Annotated in this window: 14 protein-coding genes; 7 read left to right on the top strand and 7 right to left on the bottom strand. The window is 71.3% G+C overall.

Features of this window, described 5'->3' with window-relative positions; genetic code table 11:
* Nucleotides 1-121 precede the first annotated feature (121 nt).
* Complete coding sequence (locus tag I3V78_RS06790; RefSeq protein WP_204485497.1) at nucleotides 122-1,969, top strand: CotH kinase family protein; 1,848 nt, start codon at nucleotides 122-124, stop codon at nucleotides 1,967-1,969.
* A 13-nt stretch (nucleotides 1,970-1,982) separates the two neighbouring features.
* On the opposite strand, the gene I3V78_RS06785 is transcribed toward I3V78_RS06790, so the two are convergent.
* The 6 genes from I3V78_RS06785 to I3V78_RS06760 all read right to left on the bottom strand — a co-directional run bounded on the left by I3V78_RS06785 (nucleotide 1,983) and on the right by I3V78_RS06760 (nucleotide 10,226).
* Entirely contained in the window at nucleotides 1,983-3,218 is a 1,236-nt protein-coding gene (locus I3V78_RS06785; protein WP_204485496.1) for a sensor histidine kinase, read from the bottom strand.
* Nucleotides 3,219-3,338: 120 nt separating this feature from the next.
* Nucleotides 3,339-3,899 (bottom strand): GNAT family N-acetyltransferase, encoded by a 561-nt coding sequence (locus tag I3V78_RS06780; RefSeq protein WP_204485495.1) that lies wholly within the window; start codon nucleotides 3,897-3,899, stop codon nucleotides 3,339-3,341.
* A 2-nt stretch (nucleotides 3,900-3,901) separates the two neighbouring features.
* Nucleotides 3,902-5,932, bottom strand: a complete 2,031-nt coding sequence (gene agmC, locus I3V78_RS06775) for an adventurous gliding motility protein AgmC (protein WP_204485494.1) — start codon at nucleotides 5,930-5,932, stop codon at nucleotides 3,902-3,904.
* A 12-nt stretch (nucleotides 5,933-5,944) separates the two neighbouring features.
* Complete coding sequence (locus I3V78_RS06770; RefSeq protein WP_204485493.1) at nucleotides 5,945-7,801, bottom strand: OmpA family protein; 1,857 nt, start codon at nucleotides 7,799-7,801, stop codon at nucleotides 5,945-5,947.
* A gap of 260 nt (nucleotides 7,802-8,061) precedes the next feature.
* Nucleotides 8,062-9,522 (bottom strand): ATP-binding protein, encoded by a 1,461-nt coding sequence (locus I3V78_RS06765; protein WP_204485492.1) that lies wholly within the window; start codon nucleotides 9,520-9,522, stop codon nucleotides 8,062-8,064.
* The gene (locus I3V78_RS06760) at nucleotides 9,519-10,226 is read right to left on the bottom strand and encodes a GTPase domain-containing protein (RefSeq protein WP_204485491.1); all 708 of its coding nucleotides are present in this window, start codon (nucleotides 10,224-10,226) and stop codon (nucleotides 9,519-9,521) included. The genes I3V78_RS06765 and I3V78_RS06760 overlap by 4 nt, the downstream gene beginning before the upstream one ends.
* A 293-nt stretch (nucleotides 10,227-10,519) precedes the next feature.
* On the opposite strand from I3V78_RS06760, the gene I3V78_RS06755 reads away from it, so the two are divergent.
* The 3 genes from I3V78_RS06755 (at nucleotide 10,520) to I3V78_RS06745 (ending at nucleotide 14,184) form a co-directional block, all read left to right on the top strand.
* Nucleotides 10,520-11,056 (top strand): GNAT family N-acetyltransferase, encoded by a 537-nt coding sequence (locus tag I3V78_RS06755; RefSeq protein ID WP_204485490.1) that lies wholly within the window; start codon nucleotides 10,520-10,522, stop codon nucleotides 11,054-11,056.
* 229 nt (nucleotides 11,057-11,285) lie between these two features.
* A complete protein-coding gene (locus I3V78_RS06750) occupies nucleotides 11,286-13,049 on the top strand; it encodes a type IV pilus twitching motility protein PilT (RefSeq protein ID WP_204485489.1) in 1,764 nt (587 codons plus the stop codon).
* Nucleotides 13,050-13,056: 7 nt separating this feature from the next.
* Nucleotides 13,057-14,184, top strand: coding sequence for a type IV pilus twitching motility protein PilT (locus I3V78_RS06745; protein ID WP_204485488.1), 1,128 nt, complete (start codon nucleotides 13,057-13,059; stop codon nucleotides 14,182-14,184).
* Nucleotides 14,185-14,196: 12 nt separating this feature from the next.
* Here I3V78_RS06745 and I3V78_RS06740 read toward each other — a convergent pair whose 3' ends face one another.
* On the bottom strand, nucleotides 14,197-16,185 hold the full coding sequence (locus tag I3V78_RS06740; protein ID WP_204485487.1) for a DNA repair helicase YoaA: 1,989 nt from the start codon (nucleotides 16,183-16,185) through the stop codon (nucleotides 14,197-14,199).
* Nucleotides 16,186-16,500: 315 nt separating this feature from the next.
* Between I3V78_RS06740 and I3V78_RS06735 the strand changes: the two genes are divergently transcribed.
* The 3 genes from I3V78_RS06735 to I3V78_RS06725 all read left to right on the top strand — a co-directional run bounded on the left by I3V78_RS06735 (nucleotide 16,501) and on the right by I3V78_RS06725 (nucleotide 21,573).
* Nucleotides 16,501-18,093, top strand: a complete 1,593-nt coding sequence (locus I3V78_RS06735; RefSeq protein WP_204485486.1) for a Kelch repeat-containing protein — start codon at nucleotides 16,501-16,503, stop codon at nucleotides 18,091-18,093.
* Between the two features lie 157 nt (nucleotides 18,094-18,250).
* Nucleotides 18,251-20,446, top strand: coding sequence for a TonB-dependent receptor domain-containing protein (locus tag I3V78_RS06730; protein ID WP_204485485.1), 2,196 nt, complete (start codon nucleotides 18,251-18,253; stop codon nucleotides 20,444-20,446).
* Nucleotides 20,443-21,573, top strand: a complete 1,131-nt coding sequence (locus I3V78_RS06725; protein WP_204485484.1) for a hypothetical protein — start codon at nucleotides 20,443-20,445, stop codon at nucleotides 21,571-21,573. The genes I3V78_RS06730 and I3V78_RS06725 overlap by 4 nt, the downstream gene beginning before the upstream one ends.
* The last annotated feature ends 24 nt before the right edge of the window (nucleotides 21,574-21,597 follow it).

Raw genomic sequence — 21,597 nt, 5'->3', positions numbered from 1 at the left:
TTGGGCATCCCACTGTCCGGGAGGGCGAATTGTTTTCCCACGCCTCCCCGTGAAACGAGCCCGATGCCCCTGCTGGACAAGGAGTCCGCCCTGGCGCGCTGCTTGCTGAGGGATTCCCGCCATGCGAATCCCACTTCTGGCTGGACTGATGTTGCTGACGAGCGCGTGCGGTGGTCCCACGGGGCAGTCGGAGCCCCGCTTTCCGGCCCCGGGCGTCAGCGACGTGGCCCCGGGCACGCCCGGCACGCCGCCCCGCGGCCCGGACGAGACCCGGCCGCCCTCCGGTCCCCAGCAGGAGGAACTGCCGTCCAATCCGGTCACGCCGCCCGAGCCCCGGCCCACGCCCGAATCTCCCCGCTGGCCCGCCCTGCAGACCACCTTACCCGTCTATGAGCTGAACCTGAGCCAAGCGGACTACGACGCCCTTCACGCGCACATCCACGATCCACCGTCCAAGGACTTCAGCGTGAAGGGACGCTTCATCCGCGAGGGCCGCGAGTACACGGCGGAGCTGAGCTTCCGCGGGCGGTCCACCAAGACGGACCCGCGCATCGTGAAGAAGTCCTGGGACGTGAAGTTCGACAAGGCGGACCGCTTCGAGGGCAAGAAGAACATCGAGTTGCTCGCCACGTGGAAGGACAGCGGATACCTCACCGAGAAGCTGTGGTTCGACATGGCGGCGAGCCTCGGCCTGCGCGCGTCCACGGCCCGCTATGCCCACGTGAAGCTCCACCTGCGGCAGCCCGACGGCACCGTCATCACCCGCTACGAGGGCGTGTTCACGGAGCTGGAGTCCGTGAACAAGGACTTCCTCAAGGCCCACGGGTTCGACGCGGACAGCGACCTGTACCGCGCCGGCATGCACGACGGGGAGCTGCGCCCGCCGCCCCAGGAGGAGTACCAGGAGCCCTGGGACAAGAAGACGAACGAGACCCAGCCCTGGACCGAGCTGTGGGCGTTCCTCGAGGAGTTGCAGAAGACGCCGCCGCACGCGCTGCCCGCCCTGCTCGAGCGCACGCTGGAGCTGGACGACTACCTCACCTGGCTCGCCATGGAGACGCTCATCGCCCAGGATCTCCAGGGCGACACCCGGAGCTACCTCGTCTACGACCGCGCGACCCAGAAGTGGACGTTCGTGCCGTGGGACCTGAACAACGCCCTCTCGCTCTACAACCGCACCAACCCCGTCATCCAGGGCGTCAAGCGGGCCCACCCGCTCTTCAGCTTCACGCCCTACGATCCGCGCGTGTACGTGCTCGCCGCCGAGCGCCGTCAGTTCCCCGGCATGGAGGACATGAAGCCCGGCTGGAGCACGCTCTCCACGCGCATCTACGATGACCCCACGCTGCGCGCGCGCTACGCCGCCCGACTGCGCCAGCTCCTGGACACGTGGTTCACCGAGGAGAACATCGGCAAGCGCGTGGAGGCCCAGCACGCCCTGCTCGCGCCCTTCATCACCCCGGACGCCTCCGGCCACACGAAGGATCCCTACGTCAGCCGGGACCACGTCGCGCGCAGCGTCGAGTACCTGCGCCGCTACGTGCGCGAGCGCCGCGCCTGGCTGCTGGAGCACCTGCGCGACCTGGAGCAGCACGGCAACACCGCGCTCGTCATCGACCGCGTGGGCCGCGACGCCTCGGGCACCTTCTGGGTGCAGCTCTACAACCGGAGCACCCAGCCCCAGGAATTGGGCGGCCTGCAGCTCTCCGGATTCACCCGCGTGCCCGGCCAGTGGACCCTGCCCGCGCGCATGCTCGCCCCGGGCGAGGTGGTGACGTTCCACCAGGACGCCGTGGGCCCCGAGCACCTGGGCGCCCTCCTGGATCCCAAGGCCCCCGAGCTCTCGCTGTACGCGGCCGACGGGATGGTGGCGCTGGATCTGCTGTGGCTCGCGCCCCTGGCTCCGGGCGAGGCCTACGGCCGCACGCCCCGGGGGACCGAGCACTTCGGCGTGCAGACGGGCCCCTGAGCCCTCGGCGCCCTCACGGCCGCCGCGCGGTGCGCTGACGCGGCAGCCGGATGGAGAAGCACGTGCCCTGGGCCTCGGAGGACTCCACGTCCACGCGGCCCTCGTGCGCGTCCACCAGGTGCTTGACGATGTACAGCCCCAGCCCCACGCCCCGGCTGACCTGGGCGCCGCGGGAGAGCCCCCGCGTCATGGGCTCGAAGATGCGGGTGCGCAGCTCCAGGGGAATGGGCTCGCCCTGGTTGCGCACCGAGAAGACCACGTGCGTGTCGTCCCCCGAGGAGGTGACCTCGATGGGGGTGTTCTCGGGGCTGTAGTTCACCGCGTTGCACACCAGGTTGGTGATGACCTGGGTGAGGCGATCCGCGTCCCACTCGCCGGTGGCGTCCCCCTCGTGCCGGACGTGGAAGTCGCGGTCCGGACCGAAGCTCAGGCGCACCTCCTGGACCGCCTGCGCGACGAGCGCGTGGAAGTCGAGCGGCCGGGACTCGATGCGGATGCCCCCGCCGAGCTCCGCCTGGGTGTAGTCGAGCAGGTCGCGCACCATGCGATGGCAGCGCTCGGCGCTCGACAGCAGGTGCGTCACCACCTGGCGGGACTTGGCGTCCTCCTTCACCCGGTGCATCAGCATGTGCGCCCCCATGATGATGGCGCTCAGGGGATTGCGCAGGTCGTGCGAGACGATGCCGATGAGCCGCTGATCCAGGTCCGCGTGGACCAGGGCGTCCTGCTCGGCCTGCTTGTCGGCGGAGATGTCCGAGGCCACGCCCGTGAGGTAGCGCGGGGTGCCATCCTCGCCGAACAGCACGCCGCCCCGGTCGCGCATCCAGCGCACCCCGCCGTCGGGCCGGACGATCCGGTAGTCCAGCGAGAAGCCGCTCGCCTCGCGCAGGGCCCGCCGCAGCTCGGCGTCGACCCGGCCCTCGTCCTCGGGGTGCACCCACCGGCGCCACCCGGGCGTGGGCCCCGAGCCGGACACCGCCGGCAGCCCCAGCAATTCGTTGAGCGCGGCGTCCCACGTCACCTGGCCGGTGTACGCGTCCATGCGCCAGGTGCCCATGCGCGCGGCGGCGAGCGTCGCCAGCAGGTTCGCCTCACGCTCGGTGCGTGCCGCGTACTCGCGACCCAGGGCCTGCTCCGCGGCCAGACGCGCCGCCCCCTCACGCCGCAAGGCCGCCTCGAGCTCGTCGGGCGGGACGTCGTCGGTCCGGGTGTCGGCGGGAACCGCGAGGGGCGGAGAGGAAGGAGTCATGCGCGCGTCTGGACGGGTCGATTCGAACGGGGAAAACCTCGCTCATCCCGGATGGAGGACCGGGCGTGGATGAAGGCTCGGGATGGGCCCCTCCGTGTTAACCGCCTATTTTCCTTGATTTCAAGCCCCCAGGCCATCCTTGACCATCCGATCGAACACATGGCCGCCGAGGACCAACGCGCCATCCGCGCGGTAGTCCCTCCGCTCGTACAGCCGCCGGGCCTTCGTGTTCTCCTGGTCCACCAACAAGAGCAACTTCGGGTGGCCCAGGGCCCGGGCCTTTCGTTCAAAGGCATCGAGCAGGAAGGAGCCGAGGCCTCGCCCTTGATAACGCGCGTCCACGGCGAGCGAATCCAGATAGTACTCGTCCGCCCGGGCCTCGGGCACGACGCCGCTCGGATCCTGCCCCCGCGCGAGCAGCCGATCGATGAAGGGCTGGTCCAGCCGGGGGATGTCCGCGCCATGGTAGGCCGACAAGAAGCCGACTACCCGCCCGTCCTCTTCAAGCACCGACACGTGCTCGTGGCTCACGCGGTTGCCCGGCTGGGTGAAGAAGGCCTCGAGCACCCGCAGGGTCTCGGCCTTGTCCCGGGTGCCGGACAGGGTGTGCGCGATGTCGCCGATCGCCGTGCACATGAGGCGCACGACGACGGCGGCATCCGCGGGCGTCGCCGGCCGCATGCTCAGCGCGCGGATCCGCCGCGACGGCGCAGGCCCAGGACGAGCGCGCCCAGCGAGAGCACGAGCAGCGAGCCGTCACGGCCCGTGGCCGAGCACCCGACGCCATCGCCGAACAGCGCGAGGTCCTCCACGGTGACCCGGAAGTTCTGGGTGGTGGGCTGGCCCACGTTGCCGGCGCGGTCCTCGGAGCGCACCTGGAGCGAGTGCGCGCCGTCCCCGAGCCCCGGGAAGACGCCATCGGCCGGACAGGGCGTGAAGGCCGCGCCGTCCAGGCTGCACGTGTAGGCCACGACGTCCTCGCTCGCGCCGAACTCGAACTTCGGGTCGCGCTCGCGGATGGCGCCGTTGGGGCCGGAGATGGTGGTCTTCGGGGGCGTGATGTCCACGAGGAAGGTGTTGGGCGAGCCGTTGAGGCTCTGCGCGGCGTCCACCACGATGGCGGCCTCCACGCGGTGCTCGCGCTCGTCGAGGTCCCGGGGCATGTCGAGCGCATACGCGCCCGTCGCATCGGACATCACCCGGCCGATTTCCACGCCATCCAGGAAGACGATGACCTCGGTGTTGGGCGCGGCCTCCGCGTAGATGCGCGCCGTGCCGGTGATGCGGGGCCGGACATTGTTGGTGATGAGGTTCTTGGCCGGCGTGGCCACCGTGGGAGGCGCGGGAATGATGAAGCCGTACTTCTTCTCGGCGGGCGTGTTGATGGAGCCCGAGATCGCCCCGTAGGACCCATCCGCCGGGACCTGCTGCGTGCCGGCGTTGGCGCCCGTGGCCAGGAGCGCGCAGGCGCCTCCCGGGGCCGCCTGGAACAGCACCTGACCGCCGCCGCCGCCGCCGCCCGGACCCACCCGCGCGGAGGACGAGGTGCCGCCGATGCCGCCGTTGGCGTAGACCGCGCCGCAGACGGCGGACCGGACGATGCGCGCGTGGATGGAGCCGCCGGCCCCGCCCCCGCTGCCGCCCTCGGGGAAGGTGCCCACGGCCCCGCCCAAGGCGGTGATGGAGCCCGCGCCCGAGAGCTGGTTGGCGCGGAAGAAGACGATGCCGCCCCCCGAGCCCGCCGGGCCCACCGACGAGAGGCCATGACCCGCGCCGCCGCCGCCGCCGAAGGTGAAGTGGGTCAGCGCCGGGATGCGGAGCGCGGTGCCGCCCAGGCCCCCCACGTCCCGACCCGCGCCGGGCGTGGATCCCGGGTCCAACGCGCCATCCGAGCGGCCGCCGTGTCCGCCCGCGCCACCATTGCCGCCGCCCCCGCCTCCAGAGCGGTAGCACACCGCGCCGCCCGCGCCATTGGCCACGTTGCCGCGCCCGGCGAAGGCCGCGCCATAGCGCGCGGGCCCGCCCAGTCCCTCGCCCTTCTGGGCGCCGCCAGGGGCCGGCTCGTCCAGTTCGGAGCATCCCCGGGCCCCGTCTCCCGCGGAGAACTGGCCGCCTCGGAAACCCTGGCTGTCCACGGTGATGGTGCCCTGGTTGTTCACCTCGTTCTGGGCCAGGAAGGCGACGACGCCGCCCGTGCTGCCATTCCAGGCGGAGGCCGTGAGGCTGCGCCCCGCGGGAATGCTCACGGAGGTGTACTCCGGCACCCGGATGACCTGGGTGACGTTGGCCGCGAAGGCATTCACGAGCGGCGCGGCCAGCTCCAGCCGCGTGGGGGCGGCCGCGGGCGACACCGACTTGAGGCGCGCCAACTCCCAGCGGCCCGCGGCGCTGCCGGTCAGGTCGATGGGGTCCTCCTTGCCCGACTCGGGCGCGGGCACGAGGCCCGTCGCCTGGTAGACGAGGACGAGGTCCCCGTCCGCGAAGCAGGGGTCGCCCACGCACGTGCCCACGGAGATGGCCGTGGCGTTGCGCGCCAGGGCCGCCGTCACGGGCGCGTAGGCGTTGATGACGGTGTTGGCCGTGGTCACCGCGAGCGGCCCGCTGCGGCCCGAGCCCACCCCGAAGGTGTCCGGCTCCGCCCGGGCCTCGAGCCCGCCCAGGGCCATCACCCCCAGGGCGGTGGCCAGCCATTTCGTCGTGAATGCGTTGCTCATGACCCGTGCCTCCTACGGCGACTGCGGACTGTCGGAATTGACGATGGAGAACACCACGCGGCGGTTGATGGCGCGGCCCTTGGACGTCTTGTTCGTCGCGATGGGCCGGTCCGGGCCGTAGCCCTGGGCGTCCAGGCGCCGCTCGTCCACGCCCCGCTTGACGAGGTACTTGCGCACCGACTCGGCCCGCGCGAGCGACAGCTTGCGGTTGGTCTCCGCCTTGCCCCGGGTGTCCGTGTGGCCCTCGACGACGATCTTCTCGATCTCCGGGTGCTGCTGGATGACGCGCGCCACCTGGTTGAGCAGCTTGTAGGAGCGCGGCCGGATGATGGCCTTGGCGGTGGCGAAGAAGACCGCCTGCTTGATCTTCAGCTCGTTCTTCTGGATGACGACGAACTGCTTCTCCTTGGCCGGGCAGCCCTGGTTGGCCGCGGTGCCCTTCTCCGTGGGGCAGTTGTCCAGGTGGTCCTCCACGCCGTCGCCGTCCGTGTCCTTGGCCGGGCAGCCGCGCAGCTCCACGAGGCCCGCCTCGTTCGGGCAGGCATCGCGCTCGTCCACCACGCCGTCGCCGTCCGTGTCCTTCACCGGGCAGCCCTGGCGCGCCACCGGACCCGCCTCGCGGGGGCACTTGTCCTTGTCGTCCTCGATGCCGTCGCCGTCCGTGTCCTTCACCGGGCAGCCCTGACGCTCGCGCGGGCCGGGCTCCAGGGGGCACTTGTCCTTGTCGTCCTCGAGGCCGTCGCCGTCCCGGTCCTGCACGGGGCAGCCCTGGGTCTCGGGGGGACCGGCCTGCAGGGGGCACTTGTCCTTGGGGTCGAGGATGCCGTCGCCGTCCGTGTCACGCACCGGGCAGCCCTTGAGCTCCACGAGGCCCGGCTCCTGGGGGCACGCGTCGTCGCGGTTGATGATGCCGTCGCCATCGTCATCCAGGCGCGAGGTGTCCGGATCCATGCCGCCAAAGGCCACGCCGAGCAGCACCCGGAAGAAGGGCGTGCCGGGCGCGTTGCCAAACCCCGGGCCGCCCAGCAGGTAGAGCTCCGCGGACTCGCCCGCGGGCAGGCGCAGACCGGCGAGCACCTCCATGGACCGGCCCTGCGCGGTGAGCGGCACGGAGCCGCGCACGTTGAGCTCGCCGCGCAGGCCCCGGTTCGTGGTGGCGAGCACCGCGCCCAGGCGCACCTCGTTGCCCAGCTCGTCCTCGATGTTGAAGTCCTCGTAGAGCACGGTGGCGGGCCGCACCAGGGCGCCCACCTCGAGGCCCGCGCGCAAGAAGCCAAAGCGCCGGCCCAGCGCCAGGCGGGGCGTGAAGCGGAAGGTGCCATCGCGCGACAGCGTCTCCGCGCTGCCCAGGGGCAGCCCCACCCCCAGCTCCAGCGACAGGTCCAGGGGCTGCTGGCGCCGCTGGGCGAGCAGGCCCACGCGCACGGCCGCCGAGGGCGTGCCGAGGCCCGTGGTCGCGGGCGCGCCGAAGCCCCGGCCCGACAGGTCCTCGCCGCGCTGCCAGGCCACCAGGGGCAGGTGGGCATCGAGCTCCAGCCACGTCAGCGGCGTCCAGGCGAGCAGCAGGTGGCCGAGGACCCGGTCCGACACGAGCGTGCCCACGCGATTGCCGTCCGCGTAGAGCACCAGGGGGTTGCGCTGGTAGTGGCCCGCGAGCGACAGGCGGAAGCCTCCGGGCGGCAGCAGCTCACCGGTGCCCACCACCAAGGAGCCCTTGCCATTGGGATTCAACTCCAGACGTTCCAACTCGAAGCCGGGCAGACCCGCGGGTTGAGCGAACGAGACCGTGGCCCACAACACGACGGCCAGGGCGGACAGCGGCGCGTACCCGGCCAGTCGAGGCGAGGGGCACGGCGGGGTGTGACTCATGGCGACTCCGACTCGAGGACTGCACGTCTCCGGCGCCAGGCGCGCGTCCGAGCTTCCACTGTCCGTCGAGCCTCGCCTGACATCCGTTTCAATCAACGGACGGCAAGCGTTGCATGAACGGCTTATGAGTTCAGCGGAATTCCTCTGAGGCGGTGTCCATTCAAGACACAGCGCATCATTCGCCGGTCACGGGAATTCTTCCCCTGTGAGGGATTACAGCGGGGCGGGGATGATCCGGTGGGAGCGCAGCGCGGGGGCGCTCAGAAGCGCTCGGGCTCGGTGTCCACGGGCGGAGGGATGTAGGCCGGGCCCTGGCTGGAGAGGGGCGGCTCCTTGGGCAGCACCACGCGGAAGCACGAGCCGCGGCCCACCTCGCTGCGCACGGAGACCTGACCGCCGTGGCCCTCCACGTAGCTCTTCACGATGGCGAGCCCGAGCCCCGCGCCGCCGTACTCGCGCGTGGGGCTGTCGTCCACCTGGTAGAAGCTCTGGAAGATGCGGTCGCGCTGGCCCTCGGGGATGCCCACGCCGGTGTCCTCCACCTCGATGGCGTAGCCGGTGACGCCCAGCTCCGCGCGCGGGCCCAGGTCCGACAGGCGCACGTCGATGCGGCCCTGGCCCGGGGTGAACTTCACCGCGTTGGCCAGGAGGTTCACCACCACCTGCCGCAGCTTCTCGCGGTCCCCCACCACCCGCGCCTGCACCACCGCGGGCATGCGCTGCTGGAGCGTGAGGCCCTTGCGCTGCGCCTGCGGCATCACGCTGGTGATGGCGCTCTCCACCAGCTCCTGCACGTCCACCCACTCGAAGGCGAGCCGCACCTTGCCCGCCTCGATCTGGCTCATGTCGAGGATGGAGGAGATGAGCTTGAGCAGCGTGTTGCCCTTCTCCATGATGGTGCGCACGAACTGCATCTGCTCGGGGTTGAGCCCGCCCACCAGGCCCTCGGCCAGCATCTCCGAGTAGCCGATGATGGAGGCCAGGGGCGTGCGCAGCTCGTGGCTCACCGTGGACAGGAAGCTGGACTTGCTGCGGTCCGACTCCTTGAGCCGCTGGTTGAGGCGGATGAGCTGCGTGTTCTGCGACTCCAGCTCGCGCTGGGTCTCCAGCATGGCCTCCAGGTGCAGCTGGCCGGTGAGGTAGGACTTCTGACCCGCGGCCAGGAGCGCCGCGAGCACCTGGGCGAGGTGCGTGCGCACCCGCGCCACGTCCGCCTCGGACAGGCGCCGCACGCCCGCGAGCCAGCCGCGCGCGCGCGCCACGTCCAGGCCTTCCACCAGGGCGAGCCCCTCGGCGGCGTCGCCGGCCTCCTCGGCCACGAAGGGCCCGAGTACCACGCGCCCGAGCACGTCGCCGTCCCACACGATGGGCAGGCCCAGGTAGCGCAGGCCCCCCAGGCAGGGGTGCGACCAGGGCTCGGCCGCCAGCGCGCCCGACGAGGCCTCGCCCAGCCGCTCCACCGCGGCGCCCCGGCGCGCGCGGCCCTGGGCCGTGGCGTCCAGCGCGTCACACAGCTCCTGGCCCGGCCCCTCGGTGTCCGCGAGCGTGCGCCCGCGCTCGTCGATGACCCGCACGCCCACGTGGAAGAGCGTGCCCAGGCTGTCCACCACGTCCCCGAAGGTGAGCGGGTCCAGCAGGTCCACGAGCGACAGCTTGCGCTGCAGGGCGAGCCCCGCGTGCTCGGCGCCCCCGTCCACCACGCCCGGCTTGTCGGCGCTCATCGGGACTGCCCCCCGGAGGAGGGCGGGTAGAGGGACGCCAGGTCGGTGCCCGTGAGGTCCATCTGCTGGAAGATGTGGGTGAGGAATTCCTGTTCACGCAGGCCCACGTTGCGCGCCAGGCGCGTGCGCTCGTCCAGGTTGCGCCAGGCGGACTGCAAGAGCGCGTGCAGCGTCTCCATCACACCTTCTCCCCGGAGCGCCACCGCGCCCAGGATGGGCTCCGCGCCCCGCTGGCGCGCCGCCTCCAGCTCCTCGTCCGTCTGGGCGTCGGGCAGGTCGCGCTTGTTGAACTGGATGACCACCGGCACCTGGGAGGCATCCAGACCATTCTCCCGCATGTTGGCGCGCAGGCGCCGCCAGGAGGCGTTGTTCTCCGCCGCGGCGCTGCGGCGGCTGTCGGCGATGAAGGCGACCGCGTCCGCGTTCTGCAGCACCACGCGGCGCGTGGCGTCGTGGACGACCTGTCCGGGCACGGTGAAGAGCTTGAGCTTCACCTTGAAGCCGGAGCTGCTGGTGAAGAACACCGGCAGCAGGTCGAAGAACAGGGTGCGATCCTCGTGCGTCTCCACGCTGAGCAACCGGCCACGAGCTTCCGGCCGGGCACGCGCGTGGATGCAGCGCAGGTTCGTCGTCTTCCCACTGAGCCCGGGCCCGTAGTAGACGATCTTCAAGGTGAGTTCGCGCTGGGCGTGGTTGAGTTGCACGTGCGGAGCTCAGGGCGCCAGGGGGAAGGGGAAGGGTAGGGCCAGCGCGCTCGATGCGGGCGTTTTTTTATAGTGAAAGGTGTTCAGCATTGAAAGCCGTCCCCCCGTTTGTCGCATGGGGGAGCCTCCGGAAGAAGCGGAGAGCGGGCGGCCTTGGAATGCTGGAGCCGCGTGCGCAGTTTGAGGGAGTCTGGCACCCCACCCCCGATGAGGGGAAATGTACGCCAAACCCTGGGACGTGCACGAGCGGTGGCGAAGCGGTTAGGATCCTGAGTGCAATGGAGGAGCAAGGCATGACGATGAAGCAGGTGGAAACGGGCGTGGAGGTGGCTGCGATGCCGGTGCCAGACATGGCCAACCTGCCCAACGATTTGTCGCTGGCGGTGAAGTACAACGCCCCGACCGACGAGGACATGGCGTCCGTGGCCGCGCTGCGCGCCAACTCCGAGCCGTGGCTGGGCCGCGGCGAGAAGCTGGAGGAGAGCATGAAGGCCCTGACGGGGCTCAGGCCGTTCCTCCACGTGGCCAAGGTGCAGAACCAGGTGGTGGGGTACGTGACGGTGGAGCGCGACGGCCCGGTGCCCGGTGCCGCGTACATGCGCAACATCGTCATCAAGCCGGAGCTGCGCCGGCGGGGCCTCGGCAAGGCGGTGCTCACCAAGGGCATCCAGGTGGCCCAGGACATGTACCGCAAGACGATTGCCCTGCGCGTGGACCCCGCCAACTCGGCGGCGGTGAACTTCTACCGCGCCTCGGGGTTCACCACGGTGGCCACCGTGGTGTCCAAGAAGTCCGGCAAGCTGCGCCTGCTCATGTCGCGTGAGCTGTGAGCCGCTGACCCCGCCACCGTCGTGCCGATGACGCCCGGTCCGGCCCCTCTCCCGAGGGTGCCAGGCCGGGCGTCCTCATTCGGGGCCCCCTGCCCCGCCGCCCCCCCGTCCGGCCTGCGGCCACCCGGGGCCCGCCCACGCAGTCAGCCGCGAAAATCCCGGCTATGCTGCACTCCGCCGCCCCGGGAGCGCACTGTCCCGCGGGCCGTGACGAGGGTGAGCCCGAGACATGAAGACCTTCACGGAACTGTTGCGACACCTGAGCCGCCCGGGCGTGCTGGAGCTGGCCCTCATCAGTGGCCGCACCCCCCTGGTGAAGACGGGCGGCGGCTTCGAGTCCGTGGACGACACGCTCATCACCCCCGAGGCCCTGCACGAGGCCCTGCGCGGCCTGGTGGGAGACGCCCGCGTGGCCACGCTCTCCGACAAGCCCAGCCAGTGGGCCGTGCGGCTCGAGGGGCAGGGGCCGCTGATCGTGGGCGCGCTGCGTCGCGGGGACGTCATCAACGTGCGCATCGTGCGCAACGAGCCCGTCCCGGCCCCGGCGCCCGCTCCGGCCCCGGCTCCCGCCCCCGCCGCGCGCGCTCCGGCCGCCGCCGCCGCCGCCACTCCGGCCCGCGCGCCCGCCGCCCCGCCCGCCGCGCGCGCTCCGGCCCCCCCCGCTCCGGCCGCCCCCGCCCCGCCGGCCGCGCCCGCCGCCAAGGGGCCCCGGGCGGGCATGCAGATCCTCCCCACGGCCAAACCCGCCGCGCCCGCGCCCGCCGACACCATCCCCCTGCCCGACGAGCCCGAGCCCGCGCCCGAGCCGCCGCCCGGGCCCCGGCTCGTCGTGCGGCCCGAGTCCACGGGCAACCTGGGCATGCTCCTGGAGGACGCCCGGGCGGTGGGCGCCAGCGACCTGCACATCGTCGCCGGACGGCCCCCGCTCTTCCGGCTCGTGGGGGAGCTGCTGCCCCACGGCGAGGGCCTCCTGCCCGAGATGGTGGAGAAGATGCTCCTGCCCCACGTGCCCGCGCGGCTGCGGCCGGTGCTCGAGCGCGAGGGCAGCTGCGACTTCTCGCTGGACCTGGGCGAGTCCGGCCGCTTCCGCGTCAACATCTCGCGCCAGCGCACCGGCTATAAAGGATGCTTCCGGCTCATCTCGCGCGACATCCCCACGCTCGAGTCGCTCGGGCTGCCCGCGGACATCGCCAAGGCGTGCCACCACCACCAGGGCCTCATCGTCGTCACCGGCCCCTCGGGCCACGGCAAGACGAGCACGCTGGCGGCCATCGTGGACATCATCAACCGCGACACCACGCACCACGTGCTCACCGTGGAGGACCCCGTCGAGTACCTCCACCCGCGCAAGAAGGCGCTCTTGAGCCAGCGCGAGGTGGGCACGCACACCAAGAGCTTCGCGAGCGCCCTCAAGGGCAGCCTGCGCGAGGATCCGGACGTCATCCTGGTGGGCGAGCTGCGCGACACGGAGACGGTGCGCATGGCGCTCGCCGCGAGCGAGACGGGCCACCTGCTGGTGAGCACCATGAACACGCCGAGCGCCGCCAAGACGATCGACCGGCTCATCGACCTGTTCCCCCCGGGCGACCAGGCCCAGGTGCGCATGACGCTCGCCAGCAGCCTGCGCCTCATCGTGAGCCAGCGGCTGATGCCCTCCACGGACGGCCGGAGCCTCGTGGCCGCCGCGGAGCTGCTGCCCGGCTCGGTGGCGCTCGGCAACCTCATCCGCGACAACAAGACGTTCCAGATTCCCTCCCTGCAGCAGCGCGGCAAGAGCCTGGGCATCGTGCGCTTCGACGACTCGCTCGCGGAGCTGGTGCGCTCGGGCCGCACCACCCTGGAGACGGCGCGCCTGTACGCGGAGAGCCCCGACGAGGTGGAGATGATGGTGACGGGCAAGCGCCCGGGGGCCCCGCCGCCCGAGCCCACGCCGGACGCCGGCAAGCAGCTGCTGTCCAAGATGGGCAACCTCCTCAACCGCAAGAGCGCCTGAGCCCCCGATGACCGCCTCGCCCCGCATCGCCGTGTTCTTCGACAAGCTCCTGGAGGCCAAGGGGAGCGACCTGCACCTGAGCGTGGGCCACCCGCCCCTGGGCCGCATCCGCGGGGGCCTGGCGCCCCTGCGCGACACGGTGCTCACCCAGGCGGAGCTGGAGGCCATGCTCTTCGAGCTCACCAGCCCCGAGCAGAAGCGCCACATCACCGAGGAGCTGGACCTCGACTTCGCCTACAGCTACGGCACGCGCGCGCGCTTTCGCGCCAACTACTTCTACAAGACGAGCGGCATCGCGGCCGTCTTCCGCACCATCCCGAGCAAGGTGCTGTCGCTCGCGGACCTCAACACCCCCGAGGTGGTGAAGAAGCTCGCCGAGCGCCGCAGCGGGCTCGTGCTCGTCACCGGCCCCACGGGCAGCGGCAAGTCCACCACGCTCGCGGGGATGATCCACCACATCAACCACACGCGCCCCGCGCACATCCTCACCATCGAGGATCCGGTGGAGTTCGTGCACGAGTCGGTCAAGTGCCAGGTGACGCACCGCGAGGTGGGCATGCACGCCTCGTCCTTCGCCACCGCCATCCGCTCGGCGGGCCGCGAGGACCCGAACGTCATCCTCATCGGCGAGCTGCGCACCAACGAGACGATGAAGCTCGCGCTCCAGCTGGCCAGCTTCGGCGTGCTCGTGTTCGCCACGGTGCACACCAACAGCGCCCCGGCCACCATCGACCGGATGATCAACTCGTTCCCCGCGGACGAGCAGCCCCAGGTGCGCGGCATGCTCGCGGAAGGGCTGGCCGGCATCGTCGCCCAGCAGCTCATCCGCACCGCGGACGGCAAGGGCCGCGTGGCGGCGCTGGAGATCCTCATCGGCACGAGCGCCATCGCCTCCATGATTCGCGAGGGCAAGGTGTTCCAGATCGCCAGCAAGATGCAGGCGAGCCAGAACCTGGGCATGCAGACGCTCGACATGCACCTGGAGCGCCTGGTGGCCGCCAACACCATCACCGCCGAGGCCGCCATGGAGAAAGCCCAGGACAAGGAGGCGCTCGCCAAGGTCATCCAGCGCCTCAAGCCCGAGTTCGACACCACCGCCTTCGAGGGCGCCGAGGCCGGCGGCGGCGGGCACTGAGGCCCTCGAGGCTCAGGGCTCCATGTCGTAGACGGGCTCGCCGAGGAACCACGCCTCCAGCGACTCGGGCGCGTGCGTGCGCCAGGCGGGCGGCAGGCTCGCGAGGAACGCTCGGCCGTAGTTCTTCGTGACGATTCTGCGGTCCAGCAGGGCCACGATGCCCCGGTCCGCCCGCGTGCGGATGAGCCGCCCGAAGCCCTGCCGCAGCGCCAGCGCCGCCTGGGGCAACTGGTAGCCCCCGAAGGGCTCCTCGCCCCGCGCCTCCAACTGCCGGATGCGCGCGGCCACCAGCGGGTCTCCCGGCGAGGCGAAGGGCAGCCGGTCGATGATGACCAGGCTCAGCGCCTCGCCCGGCACGTCCACGCCCTCCCAGAAGCTGTGCGCGGCGAACAGCACGCTGGGCTGCTCGCGGAAGGCCTCCAGGAGCTGCTGCTTGGGCCGCTCGCCTTGCAGGAGCACCTGGTAGGGCAGCCGGTGGCGCGCGAGCGTGTGCGCCCGCTCCATGTTGCGCAGCGAGGTGAAGAGCACGAACGCCCGGCCTCCCGTCACGTCGCACAGGCGGAGGATCTCCTCCACCGCCGCCTCGATGAAGCCCGGGGCCGAGGGGTCCGGCAGGTGCGTGGGCAGGTAGAGCGCCGACTGCCGCTCGAAGTCGAAGGGGCTGGGCACCGCCACCGTGCGCACGCTCGTCACCGGCACGCCGTCCGCGTCGAACAGGCCCAGGCGCCGCGCGTAGAAGTCGAAGCGGCCCTCGGCCGCCAGCGTCGCCGAGGTGAACACCACCGTGTCCACGCTCCCGTACAGCCGCTCGCGCAGCTCGCGCGACACCTCGATGGGGCTCGCCCGGAGGAACACGCCCCGCCCGCGCTGCTCGGCCCAGTACACGTGATCGTTGGACTCCACCTTCTCCAGGAAGGAGAAGTCCGCCACCAGCTCCGCGCACCGCCGCGTGAGCAGCGTCAGCTCCGGCTCGCGCTCGCTCGTGGTGAAGGCCGACAGCGCCGAGAGCGCCCCCTTCACCTGCTCGATGGCCCCCGCGAGCCGCTCCAGGCGCTCGGGCTTGAGCGCCACCGCGCCCTCCTGCTCGGTGAGCCCCAGCACCCGCGGCGCCTGGGAGAAGAGCGCCTCGGAATGCGTGCGCAGCCGCACCACCAGCGAGGACAACATGCCGAAGCGCCCGTCCGTGGGCGCCATGGCCCCCAGCGCGTCGCGCACCAGGTCCTCCAGCCGGAAGCTCGACACCGCGTGCCCGAAGTAGCTGCCCGCCGCGTCCTCCAGCGCGTGCGCCTCGTCGAAGATGACCGCGTCGTACGCGGGCAGCACGCCCTCGCTGCCCTTGCCCCGGCCCCGCAGCGCCAGGTCCGCGAAGAACAGGTGGTGGTTGACCACCAGCAGGTCCGCCTGCTCCGCCGCGCGCCGCGTGCGCGTCACGAAGCAGTTCTCGTACACCGGGCACTTGGAGCCCAGGCACGTGTCCGACGTCGTCGACAGCCGGCCCCACGCGCTGAAGGCCTCGGGCAGGGCCAGCTCGCTGCGGTCCCCCGTCTCCGTGCTGCCCGCCCACGCCTTCAGGTGCGGCCAGTAGCCGCCCTCCTCGCGCGTGACGAACTGCGGATCCTTCTGGAACGCGTCGTAGCGGTGCAGGCACAGGTAGTTGTTGCGCCCCTTGAGGTACGCCGCCTCGAACTGGAGCCCCATGCGCTCGCGCAACAGCGGCAGGTCCTTGAAGAAGATCTGCTCCTGCAGCGTCTTGGTGGCCGTGGACACCACCACGCGCCGGCCCGACAAGAGCGCGGGCACCAGATAGGCGAGCGTCTTGCCCGTGCCCGTGCCCGCCTCGGCCAGCAGATAGCCGTGCTCGTCGAAGGCCCGCTCCACCGCGCGCGCCATCTGCAGCTGCTCTGGCCGGTACTCGTAGGCGTCCAGCGCGGCCTCCAAGGCGCCGCCCGGCCCGAGCAGGGAGTCGACGGAGGGACGGGAGAGCGAAGCGGGCAGGGCCATGGGCGAAGCAGGCTCGGAGCGAGGGGAAACGGACACGGGAAGATAACAGTCCGCCCTCGTGCCGTCGGCTTTTGCACCCGCCCCGGACGCACGCCTGCCTGGAGGGTACGCTCGCTCGAAACCTCGCCGCCTGCGTTCCTCGCGGACGGAGACGTCCTTTCGTGGTCCAAGCGCCCGCGACGCGAGCCCCTGTTACAACGCTTTCGCCTCCATCGCGGGGGCGAAGCACGTGACCGGGGGGATTGCGTGATGAGAAAGCCCAGCTACCTGAAGTGCCTGCTGACGGTTCTCGCGACGACCAGTGGGTGTGCGCCCATGACCGACGGTCCGACCAGCGTCCTCCCCGACAAGGGCACCGCCGACGTCTGGAGCCTGATGCTCGACCAGCCCTCCAGCCCGGGCTGGCGCCAGACCGCGTCCCTGGACGCCTACCGCGTGGACCACACCGCCACCCTGCTCGCGGAGGGCATCGTGCTGGTGGTGGGCGGCTACAGCCCGGCCACCACCGTCTACAACGACGACACCGGCCAGTGGAAGGACGCCCCGCCCTCGCGCTTCACGCACCGGGGCCACAGCGCCACCCGGCTCAAGGATGGCCGCGTGCTCATCGCCGGCGGCGGCGAGGACGAGAGCGGCATCAACTCGGAGCTCTACGATCCCGAGCAGAACGCGTGGGTCAAGGCCGGCGCGCTCAAGACGACGCGCTACCACCACACGGCCACGCGACTGCCGGATGGCAAGGTGCTCGTCACCGGCGGCACCGACTCCGAGCACGGCGGCACGCCGCTCACGAGCGCCGAGCTCTACGATCCCACCACCGACACCTGGAGCGAGGTGGGCCCGCTCGCCGAGGGCCGTGTCCACCACTCCGCCACGCTGCTGCCGGATGGCCGGGTGCTCGTGGTGGGTGGCCAGGGCGCCGACGACCAGAGCCTCGCCACCGCGGAGCTCTTCGCGGCCGAGGCGGGCACCTTCACGTCCGCGGGCACCCTGGGCGACAAGCGCCGCTTCCACTCGGCCACGACCCTGCCCGACGGGCGCGTGCTCATCACCGGCGGCGAGGAGTCGCTCGACTTCGCGGCGGCGCCCTCGGAGCTGTACGACCCCGGCACGGGCACCTGGAGCGCCACCGGGGCGCCCTCCCAGCCGCGGCGCTACCACTCGGCCACGACGCTCGCCGACGGCACGGTGCTGGTGGCCGGCGGCTACCACGAGTCCGCGGGCGTGCTGAGCAACGCGGAGGTGTACGACCCGGCCACCGGCACGTGGGGCCAGACGCCCACCATGAGCACGGACCGCTACCGGCACACCGCCACGCTGCTGCCGAGCGGCGCGGTACTGGTGGTGGGCGGCGTGAGCAACCACGACGCCAAGGCCGCGGAGCTGTACGCCACCCGCGCGCCCCCCGCGCCGCCCCCGGAGCCGTGCGAGACGGGCAACACGTGCAGCACCGGCCTGCTCAACGCGAAGACGGGCGCGTGCGAGGCCCAGGACCGTCCGGCCAACACGGACTGCGGCAACCAGAACGTCTGTGACGGCCAGGGCACGTGCGTGCCCACGGTGCACACCACGGTGGTGACGTGCGGCTCCGGCGCGCTCACCGGGGACCAGCTCTGCCAGAAGCTCGGCTTCGGGGGCGCCGTCAGCGCCAACGGCTACTGGTGGGGCCAGTGCGCGGGCGCCGGCCTCTGCCCCGGCGGCTGGCAGGGCAGCGAGGGCCTGAGCTGCGCCAACTGGAGCCAGGGCGTGGACTGCAACGGCGAGTCCTTCTCCGGAATCCAGGCCGCCCCCTGGGGCCAGGTGCGCGAGCGCCTGGGGGATGGCACCACGCGCTTCGGCGCCGACGAGTTCCTCTCCTGCGGCGACTCCAACCCCGGCTGGACCGTGCGCGTGCGCTGCCACTACTGAGCCCCGCCCGAGCACCTCCTGGCCAAAAGGCCAGGAGCACACAACCAGTGCTGACGTACTTCTCTCTGCGTGAGATAGTCCGTCCTCAATGGTTGCCGTGCATCGAACACTCGCGCGTCCTGGAAGCAGGATTCAAGGGTGGCGCCGAATGTTTCCCGTGGCCCTTCCCTTGATACGGGGAGGGCTGCTCGTCGGCTGGCTCGCCGGAGCCATGGAGGGCGCTCGCGCGGAGGAGCCGCGAGACCCACGGGAGACGACGGTCACCGCATCGGAACCGGGAGACAAGGACCTGCCCGAGGGGCGTGCTTCCACCACCGTCCGCCGTTCCGACATCGACCGCCGTCTGCCCCGTTCCGCGCCTGACGCCCTCCGGTATGAGCCCGGGGTCTTCGTTCAGCAGACAGGCCACGGCCAGGGTTCCGCGTTCATCCGAGGGCTCACGGGCCAACAAACCCTCCTGCTCTTCGACGGCATCCGCCTCAACAACAGCACCTACCGCCAGGGGCCCAACCAGTACTTCTTCACACTCGACGCCTCCACCATCGAGTCCATCGAGGTCCTGCGAGGCGGAGGCTCGACCCGGTTTGGCTCGGACGCGCTTGGCGGCATCCTGCTCACCCACGCCTTGGAAGCGTCGCGCCCCGGGGAGGGCTTCTGGGCTCGCCCGCGCCTGCGACTGCGGGGTACGAGCGCGGACCTCGAACGCGGGGGACGACTTCAACTCGAAACCGGCCTGAGCGATCAGGTGACCTTCATCGGTGGCGTGGGTGGCCGACGGATCTCCCTCCTGGAGAGCGCGGGCCCGGTGCGCAGCCCGCTCAATGGGGCGCTTCCCGACGTGCCTCGCTTCGCCCCGGATCAACGCACGCAGTTGGGGACGGGCTTCGACGAACTCACCGCCGACGGACGGAGCGTGTGGCGGCTCGCGCCGGGCCAGACCCTTACCCTCGCCGGGTACCTCTATCGTCAGTATGACGCCCCCCGCACGGACCAGTGCGCGCCGCCCTACGCCCCCTACGACGAGTGCCTGCGCTACGAGCAGCAGTTCCGCACGCTCGCCTACGCCGCATGGAAGCGCGAGGGCTGGGGCGCCTGGGCCGAACACGTCCGGATGACCCTGTCCTGGCAGCGGCAGCACGAGCGCCGTCGCCATGACCGTCCCGCCTCCTCCGTCTACTCACTCGGCACGGACGACGTGGACACCCTGGGCCTCACTGGCCGGGTCCGGAGCCGGCCCCTCCTCGTGCCCGGAAACCACCCCCTGGTGCTCGACTCCGGCGTGGAGACGTATGTGGACCGGCTGCGCTCCGCGTCCACCACGGGCTTCACCGACGTGGACCTGACGGTGCGGCGCAGCCGAGGACAGTACCTGGAGGGCTCCTGGTACCTGTATGGCGGAGCGTTCCTCGACGGTGAACTCCAACTGCCTTGGAACCTCGTGGCGCGCGCCGGAGCACGCGCCTCCTGGATCTCCGCGCACGCTCCCGGGGATGCCGAATCTGGCTCCTCGCCCGTGGACCGGACCTGGTGGCCCCTCGTGGGACACATGGGCGCCGAATGGACTCCCTGGAGCGGATTCACCTTGCTGGCCAACGTGGATCGCTCCTTCCGCGCCCCCAACCTCGATGACCTCACGTCCCGTCAGCAGACGGGTCCAGGCTTCCAGTTCGAGAACCCCGAGCTCCAGCCGGAAAAGGCCACGACCCTCGAAGTGGGCACGCAGGTGCGCACATCCGCGGTGACCCTCCAGTTCTGGGCATTCACCCTGCTGCTGGAAGACGCCGTGGGCAAACGGCCTCGAGACAGCGCCGATTGTCCCGTGAACACGCCCCAATGTCAGGCGTCCTGGTCGCGTCTCCAACTCGTCAACGCCCGCGCGCTCTCCGAATTGAGAGGACTGGAAGCCTCCGCGCGATGGCGCGTGGTGCCCGGCCTCGCCGCCGCCGCCACCGGCGCCTGGACCTGGGGAGAAGGACCCAACCTGGGTGACCCGCCTTCCGACCCCGCCCTCCCCTTCGAGTACCGGGTGCCGTTGTCCCGCGTGCCGCCGCTCAATGGCACGCTTGAGCTCATCTGGACCCATCCCCTGGGCATGAGCGCGGGCGCCGCCATGCGCTGGGCCACGGCGCAGACCCGGCTCGCGGTCGCGGACCGCTCGGACGCACGCATCCCCCTTGGAGGAACGCCCGGCTTCGCCGTGTTCGATGCCCGCGTCTCCTACAGAAGGAGCAGCCGGTTCATCGCGGCCCTCGTCCTGGAGAACCTGCTGGACACCCCCTACCGCTACCACGGCTCGAGCGTGAATGGCCCGGCCCGTGGAATCACCCTGTCTCTCGAAGGAGCTCTGGAATGAAGACCCCCCGCGGCAAACCGCTGTCCCTCCCCCTCTCCGCGCTGACGCTGGCCGCGGCCCTCCTGGCTTGTGGCGGCGAGGACGCTCCGCCCCCGCCTGAGAATCCAGCACCCATCACCGATGAACAGGGCGAGTGCATCGAGAAGCCCACGTTCACGGAGAACGTGTCCACCTGCGCACCGCTGTCGACCGACTACCAGCCGCGCGGGGCCGGCTCCTCACAAGACACGTGGGCGGCGTGCATCTCGGATGACAACACGTACCACCGGCTCTATCCCAGCATCTCCACCATCGGCCGCGTCGCCGCATTCGAGGCGATCGCCGACGCGCTGTGGCGCAAGACGAAGGTGCCCACCGTGGAGGACTTCACGCAGGCCCGCCTGCGCTACACCGAGTCCGAAGGATTGGGCTCACGTGTGGAGCGGCGCGAGGACGTCCATTACCCATCGGCTCCCGCCGCCTGCAACTCAAGTGCATCCATTCCCACCGAGCATCCGGAGCGCTGCGTGGGTCCGGCGAAGCTGCGGCCCCTCGTGAACGAGGCCTTCGCCTCGGGCATGCGCGGAGAGACCCCGGGAGTCAACGCGGCGCGCATCGAGGCGGCCCTGCTGTGGTTCCTCTATGTGTCGCCGCTGTCCGAGGTGACGAGTTGCACCACCAAGGACGCGGACTGTGACAGCGCCTGGGCCTACTACACGGGCGGAACGACCCGGAACGAGCCCGTGGGCCTGGCCCGCTACGTGAGCGACCTGGCCCCCGAGACACATGCGCGCGCGTATGACGCGACCCTGGCGGTGCGCTGCTGGAGGGACCTGGACCGGGCCGTTCCAGCGACCAACCTCGCGTTGAGGGACCAAGCCCGCGCCCAGCTCGACACGGCCCTGCTGCGGGGCATGGCCGTCATTGTCCGCCAGCGCTTCCAGGAACTGGCGTGCACGTCTGGCGAGGCGAAGGCGGCGCGCTGGGCGTTCCTCCAGGTGCTCGTGCCCCTGATGGATCGCGAGGCACGCGCGAGAAACCCCACTCTGGCCGATGCACTCGTGAACCAGGTGGGCAAGGCCCGGCCGGACGACGTGGACGTTCCGGCCGCGCTCTCCGCCCTGGACACCCTCTTCGCGTGTCCTTGAGGGCTCGCGCCCCTCATTCCTCGA

The sequence above is a fragment of the Archangium primigenium genome, assembly GCF_016904885.1.
Lineage (GTDB): Bacteria > Myxococcota > Myxococcia > Myxococcales > Myxococcaceae > Cystobacter > Cystobacter primigenius.
Note: the sequence above shows the minus strand (reverse complement) of the source record. Positions and strands in the feature narration are given on the sequence as shown.

Coding starts and splice junctions, on each gene's coding strand:
- I3V78_RS06785 (WP_204485496.1), bottom strand. CDS start 3,218: ATGACTCCTTCCTCTCCGCCCCTCGCGGTTCCCGCCGACACCCGGACC.
- I3V78_RS06755 (WP_204485490.1), top strand. CDS start 10,520: ATGACGATGAAGCAGGTGGAAACGGGCGTGGAGGTGGCTGCGATGCCG.
- I3V78_RS06770 (WP_204485493.1), bottom strand. CDS start 7,801: ATGAGTCACACCCCGCCGTGCCCCTCGCCTCGACTGGCCGGGTACGCG.
- I3V78_RS06765 (WP_204485492.1), bottom strand. CDS start 9,522: ATGAGCGCCGACAAGCCGGGCGTGGTGGACGGGGGCGCCGAGCACGCG.
- I3V78_RS06725 (WP_204485484.1), top strand. CDS start 20,443: ATGAAGACCCCCCGCGGCAAACCGCTGTCCCTCCCCCTCTCCGCGCTG.
- I3V78_RS06790 (WP_204485497.1), top strand. CDS start 122: ATGCGAATCCCACTTCTGGCTGGACTGATGTTGCTGACGAGCGCGTGC.
- I3V78_RS06750 (WP_204485489.1), top strand. CDS start 11,286: ATGAAGACCTTCACGGAACTGTTGCGACACCTGAGCCGCCCGGGCGTG.
- I3V78_RS06735 (WP_204485486.1), top strand. CDS start 16,501: ATGACCGACGGTCCGACCAGCGTCCTCCCCGACAAGGGCACCGCCGAC.
- I3V78_RS06745 (WP_204485488.1), top strand. CDS start 13,057: ATGACCGCCTCGCCCCGCATCGCCGTGTTCTTCGACAAGCTCCTGGAG.
- agmC (WP_204485494.1), bottom strand. CDS start 5,932: ATGAGCAACGCATTCACGACGAAATGGCTGGCCACCGCCCTGGGGGTG.
- I3V78_RS06780 (WP_204485495.1), bottom strand. CDS start 3,899: ATGCGGCCGGCGACGCCCGCGGATGCCGCCGTCGTCGTGCGCCTCATG.
- I3V78_RS06740 (WP_204485487.1), bottom strand. CDS start 16,185: ATGGCCCTGCCCGCTTCGCTCTCCCGTCCCTCCGTCGACTCCCTGCTC.